The organism is Stenotrophomonas sp. P5_B8, assembly GCF_054049855.1.
The window spans coordinates 1-3,334 of the sequence record NZ_JBFULO010000411.1 but is presented as its reverse complement, the minus strand read 5'-3'; the positions used below and the strand labels follow the sequence as shown (position 1 = coordinate 3,334).

At 67.2% G+C, this 3,334-nt stretch carries 2 protein-coding genes and 1 pseudogene; 2 read left to right on the top strand and 1 reads right to left on the bottom strand.

All coding sequences use genetic code 11. The features are described from left to right. Positions 1–2,249 (bottom strand): TonB-dependent receptor plug domain-containing protein (locus ACXJKH_RS17260; RefSeq protein ID WP_457321153.1); only part of this gene is annotated, 2,249 nt, incomplete at its 3' end. Positions 2,250–2,482: 233 nt separating this feature from the next. Here ACXJKH_RS17260 and ACXJKH_RS17255 point away from each other — a divergent pair. After that, on the top strand, positions 2,483–2,965 hold the full coding sequence (locus tag ACXJKH_RS17255) for a DUF3574 domain-containing protein (RefSeq protein ID WP_256775500.1): 483 nt from the start codon (positions 2,483–2,485) through the stop codon (positions 2,963–2,965). Positions 2,966–3,000: 35 nt separating this feature from the next. Further along, positions 3,001–3,334, top strand: a pseudogene (locus ACXJKH_RS17250) (SH3 domain-containing protein); the annotation flags it as partial.

Here is a 3,334-nt window from a genome sequence, read left to right as displayed (position 1 = left end):
GCCCCATACGTCTGGCGCGGGACGAAGCCATCGCCGAAGTTGAACACGCGGGTGACACTGCCATAGCGGCTGACCCGGCTGCTCAGCGACCAGCGGTCGTCACTCCAGCTGGCGGCGAGCGCGGCGCGGGTGCGCGGGGTGGCATCGGTGAGGGTGTTGGTTTCTTCCACGCCGAACAGCACGTACTCCGGATCCAGCGCGAGCAGGCTGGCCGGGGTGGCCAGTACGTTCTTCAACGTGGTCTTGGTATAGGCGTAGGTACCGGTCAACAGCAGTTCGCCATCGCCCAGCGATTGCCGCCAGTTGCTCACCAGCTCGGCACCGCGGGTGCGGGTGTCGGCGGCGTTGACGAAGAAGCTCGCGCTCTGCAGGCCGGCCACGCCGAACTGCTGCTGCACGTAGTCGGTGAGTGCATCGCCGGTGATGCTTTCCGACAGCGCGATGCGGTCATCGATGTCGATCTGGAAGAAGTCCAACGACACATCGAAGTGGTCGCCGATGCGGCTGGTGAAGCCCAGGCTGGTGTTGAGCGACTTCTCCGGCTTCAGGTCAGAAGCGCCCAGGCCGCGTGCGATGGGATTGTTGACCGACAGCACGCGTCCCTGCACCAGCTGGCCGGCGGCGTTGTAACCGGTGGAGGTGGATTCGTAACCGATCTGCGCCAGCGACGGCGCGCGGAAGTTGTTGGAAATCGCGCCGCGCAGCGCGAAGGCCGGGGTGAATTCATAGCGCAGGCCCAGCTTGCCGGTCAGTTCGCCGCCGTAGTCATCGCTGTGTTCGTAGCGCGCGGCCAGGTCGCTGGAGAAATGCTCGCCGAACTGGCTGGACAGGCTGGCATAGGCGCTGGCCACATCACGCGACAGCGAGGTCGCATCCTGCGGAGTCAGCCCGCCGCCGGCCTGCGAGCCGGTCGGACGATCGGTGAACGGGCCGGCGGCGTAGCTGCTCGGGTYGCCCGGACGGGTCTGGTAGTGGTCACGCCGCGCTTCCACGCCCAGGCCGAGGCTGTGGGTGATGTTCTCGCCCTGGTTGAACACGCGGCCCAGGTCGAGGTTGGCCACGGTCAGTTCGTTCTGGTAATCGCCGGTTTTGAAGCGGGTCGGGCTGGTCGGACCGAGCGAGGCGTTGAGCGAGTTGCGCAGGCGGTAGGTGAAGCGGTTGGTGCCGTAATCCAGGCTGGCGTCGTAGTTCCACTCGCCCCATTGGCCCTTCGCACCGGCCACGGCCTGCACGTCGCGGTTCTCGCCTTCGGAGATCGGGCGGTAGCCGTTGGGATAGACCTGCGCCCAGTTGGCGTCGCTGTCGGGGTAGCGGAAGTAGTTGGCGCCTTCGCTGTCGCGCTGGTTGAACGTGCTGAAGAAATAGAACTTGGAGGTCTCACCGAACGGCAGCTCGGTATTGATCCAGGCGTTGAGGTCACGGGTCTTGCCATCGCCAAGCACGTAATTGCGCTTGCCCTGCAGCGCCAGGTTGGTATCGCTCTGGTCCCACGGCGGGATCTGGTCGAAGCCGGCGCGGTTGGTGCCTTCGTGGTTCTTCAGCTCCAGGCCCACGCGCAGGAAGCCGCCGTCTTCGCCCAGCCGGGTGCCGACCTTGGCACTGGCATAGCTGGTCTGGCCGTCGGTGACGGTGCGGTCGATCGGCTTGAGGTCGGTGTGGTTGGCGCCGAAGCTGGCCTCGAACGCGCCGCCTTCCGGGGCGTCGTCGAGAATCACGTTGATCACCCCGGCCACCGCATCGGAGCCGTACAGCGCGCCGGCGCCGTCGCGCAGCACTTCGATGCGCTTGATCGCGCTGATCGGAATGGCGTTGAAGTCTACCGGCGTGGTGCCCTTGCCGATCTTGCTGTCGGTGTTGACCAGCGCGCTGGTGTGGCGGCGCTTGCCGTTGACCAGCACCAGGACCTGGTCCGGCGAGAGCCCGCGCAGCTGCGCGGCGCGGATGTGGTCGGCACCGCCGGAGTTGGATTGGCGCGGGAAGTTGAACGAGGGCAGCAGCGCCTGCAGCGCGCTGCCCAGTTCACCGTTGACCACGCCAGCCTTGCGGATGTCTTCGGCGGTGAGCACGTCCACCGGCGAGGTGGATTCCAGCACGGTGCGGTCCACCGCGCGGGTGCCGGTGACGATCACGGTGTCCAGCGTGGTGGCCGAGCCGGGCGCGTCCTGCGCAGTTGCATCCTGGGCGAGCAGGGGGGAGGAGAGGACGAGCGCGATGGCAAGGCCAAGGCGCGACGCGGACGGACGGGACATGCGGACTCCAGCAGGACGACGAGGGGGGGGGGACGGGGAGTGGCGTCGCCGACTAATGGTCGGCGCTACCAATCCATCCGGATGAAGCGATATATTATCTTCGCGTGATGTCCCTGTGTGACGCAAGCCCCATCGGGGTGGTTATAAGCAGATAGCCGTTGGCGATCTGCACCGGACCTGGATGTCCGGCACGCTCCTTCCCTGCCTGTCCCTGTGTTTCCGGAGAGTTGTCCATGAAGTTCCGCACCATCCTGATCGCCCTGGTTATGGCCACCAGCGGCTGTGCCACTGCCGCCCCGGCCGCCAAGCCGACCCCGCCCGCCACCGCCACGGCGACCCTGCAGGGCGACGCCGCGCGCCCCGATGCTGCTGCCGGCTGGGTGCGCAGCGAGCTCTATTTCGGTGTGGGAGAAGAAACCGGCGTGGCCGACCGACCGCAGACCGAAGGCATCACCGACGCGCAGTGGCGCGCCTTTCTCGACAAGGAAGTCACCCCGCGCTTTCCGGACGGCCTGACCGTGTTCGACGCCTACGGCCAGTGGCTGTTCCGCGGCGCGGCCGAGCCCAACCGCCTGCGCACCAAGGTGCTGGTGGTGCTGCACGAGAACACCCCGCAGCGCCGCGCGGACATTGAAGCGATCCGGCTGGCGTGGAAGCAGGCCACCGGTCATCAGTCCGTGTTGTGGGCGCAGCAGGCGGTTGAAGTATCGTTCTGAGCACGCGCGCCACCTTGGCGCGGCAGGAGGCCGGCATGAACGAGATCACCCGTGGGCGTTGCGTGCTGCTGTTCGGGCTGGCGTTGGCCGCCTGCGCGCCCGTGGCGCAGGCGGCGGCAGCCGATGCGGAGCTGCGCATTGTGCTTGGACCGGGCACGGTCGCTACCGCCCGCGTGGAAACGCAGGGCACCATTGCGCTGCTGCTGCCCTCGGGTCGGCAGCAGCGTCTGGACGGCGTAGCCGATGCCGATGGCAACGCGCGCTTGAGCCAGCTGGACGTCGACTTCGACGGTCGCCCCGAACTGGTGGCACGCGCTTCGGTAGGGCAGGTCAACGAAGCGGTGGCGGTGTACCGCTTCGACCCAAAGC

Coding starts and splice junctions, on each gene's coding strand:
- ACXJKH_RS17255 (WP_256775500.1), top strand. CDS start 2,483: ATGAAGTTCCGCACCATCCTGATCGCCCTGGTTATGGCCACCAGCGGC.